Raw genomic sequence first — 2181 nt, 5'->3', positions numbered from 1 at the left:
ACCCCGGCGCGATGGCCGCCCCGCCCGCCGCGGAGGCACCGGTCGGCGGCGGCGTCGCCAAGCTGATGATCAGCGACGGCCAGCAGGTGCTCGTCGACCGGGTGATCCTGATCGGACGGGCACCCGAGGCGCGTCGGTTCACCGACAGCGAGCAGCCGCACCTGGTCACGGTGCCGAGCCGCCTGCACGAGATCTCGTCGACCCACATCGAGGTCCGTCCGGGCAGCGGCGCCGACCAGGGCACTGCCGTCGTCACCGACATGGGGTCGACCAACGGCACCGTGCTGGTCCAGCCCGGTCTGGGTCCCGAGGACCTCAAGCCCGGCATCGCCGTCCAGCTCGTGCCTGGAGCGATCATCAACCTCGGTGACGGCGTCACCATCCAGGTGACCCGCCCCTGACCCGACCCTGAGCCGACCCGCCGGTCCGGCGGTTCTCTCAGGCGGGTGGCCACTCCTCCCGCAGGAGGCCGTAGATCATCGTGTCGGTCCAGCTGCCGTCGGGCTCGGGGAAGTCGCGCCTCAGGTGCGCCTCCCTCGTCATGCCGAGCCGCTCGCACAGGGCCGCCGACCGCTCGTTGCGAGGGTCGAGGCTGGCGTAGAGCCGGTGCAGCGGGTAGTGGTCGAACGCCAGCGCGATCAGGGCGGTGGCGGCCTCGGTGGCCAGCCCGCGTCCGGCGTACGACGGTGCGAAGCACCAGCCGATCTCGGCCACCGCCGGCGGGCTCAGGGCNGGCGGGCCCAGGGCGTCGGGCCGGGTGCGGAGGCGGAGCACCACGTCGCCGACGACGGTGTCGTCCTGGGCCGCGACCAGGGCGAGCACCTCGTCCGGCTCCGACGGCGCCACCCGGCCCGCCATGGCCTCGACCCGCTCCGCGAGCGCCTGCTCGTCGGCCGGTGGGAACGGGAGGTAGCGGCACACCTCGGGGTCGGAGTAGTAGCGCAGCGCGTCGAGGTCGGACGTCGTCACGTGGCGCAGCACCAGGCGCTCGGTGCGCAGCGGCACCGGCGGCGGGGCGAGCCGGGGTGCGGACCCGGGTTCGGTCACCGGGTGATCACCACCGCGAGCCGGCTCTCGTCACCCGCCGCGCTGTGCCAGGCGACCGTGCCGGCGTCGGTCGTCCGCGGGGCCGTGGGCAGGCTGATCCGGAAGGTCAGGCTGCGGCCGGGCCGCACCAGCCCGGCGGACGGGCTCACCCGCACCGCGCTGTCGAAGCCCGTGAGGTGGGTGGTCAGCCAGAGCGGTCGGCGGCCGGTGTTGGTGATGGTCCGTCGCGCGACGAGTCGCCCGGTGCTCAGCAGCACCTGGGCCAGGTTGAGGTCGGACCGGTGCCCGGTCAGCCAGCCGCGGAAGTGCCGCGGGTCGACCAGGTAGGCCATCGGAGGGATGCGGCTGACCCGCGCCTGTCCGGTGCCGGCTCGCAGCCCGGGCGGTCCGCCGACGGGCATGGTCGAGGTCAGGAGCGCCGAGCGGACCCGGTCCGGGGTGCTCCCCGGCCGCGCGAGCAGAAGGACGGCGACGCCGCTCACGTGGGCGGTCGCCGCCGACGTACCGCTGACGACGGCCCAGCCGCCCGTCGTGGCGGCGAGGACGCTGGTGCCGGGGGCGACCAGGTCGGGCTTCAGGACCGGCCAGGTCGGGTCGCCGCCGCTGCTGAACCGTGCGACCCGGGCCGGCGTCCGCTCCTCACCGATCGCCACCAGCCGGACCAGGGGTCGGCTGCGGTCGCGGGCCCACGCAGTGAGCGCCCGACCGTCGGCGGCCGAGAGGTGCACGGTCGGTACGGCGTGGAGGTCGGCGTCGGTCGACCCGGGAGCGGTGTTGACGAGCACCATGCCGGCGCCGTCGGCGAGCCGGACCGTCCGCGACTTCTCGACCCGGGCCACCGCGCCGCGCTCGCAGACCACGATGGCGCGGTCGACCGCGCTGGCATCCAGGCTGCCCGGCGCGCAGACCCGCGCGTCGGACCGGTCGGCACCGACGGCGACCGCGTCCGTACCCAGCACGAGTGGCGCGGGGCCGACCGGCGCGGTCGCGGCCATGGCTCCCTCGAGCCGCGGGCCGTCCAGGGCGACGACCGCGCCGACCTGCTGCGCCGAGGTCGAGGCGCCGACGGTGATCACCCAGGGGGAGGGGTGGGCGGCGTACGCCTCGGCGCCGTCGTTGCCGGCGGCCGCGGGG

At 75.9% G+C, this 2181-nt stretch carries 3 protein-coding genes; 1 reads left to right on the top strand and 2 read right to left on the bottom strand.

Features of this window, described 5'->3' with window-relative positions; all coding sequences use genetic code 11:
* Positions 1 to 401, top strand: a 401-nt coding sequence (locus tag H0488_RS22960) for an FHA domain-containing protein (protein ID WP_183101492.1), incomplete at its 5' end; no start/stop codon positions are given.
* A 37-nt stretch (positions 402 to 438) separates the two neighbouring features.
* On the opposite strand, the gene H0488_RS22955 is transcribed toward H0488_RS22960, so the two are convergent.
* Both H0488_RS22955 and H0488_RS22950 read right to left on the bottom strand, forming a co-directional pair.
* Positions 439 to 981: a GNAT family N-acetyltransferase gene (locus tag H0488_RS22955; RefSeq protein WP_446685643.1), complete on the bottom strand. Its 543-nt coding sequence runs from the start codon at positions 979 to 981 to the stop codon at positions 439 to 441.
* Between the two features lie 62 nt (positions 982 to 1043).
* The coding region (locus H0488_RS22950) for a S8 family serine peptidase (protein ID WP_183101491.1) at positions 1044 to 2181 on the bottom strand (1138 nt) is incomplete at its 5' end.

The sequence above is a fragment of the Nocardioides pelophilus genome (assembly GCF_014180685.1).
GTDB lineage: Bacteria > Actinomycetota > Actinomycetes > Propionibacteriales > Nocardioidaceae > Nocardioides > Nocardioides pelophilus.
This window is presented reverse-complemented; position numbering and strand designations above follow the sequence as displayed.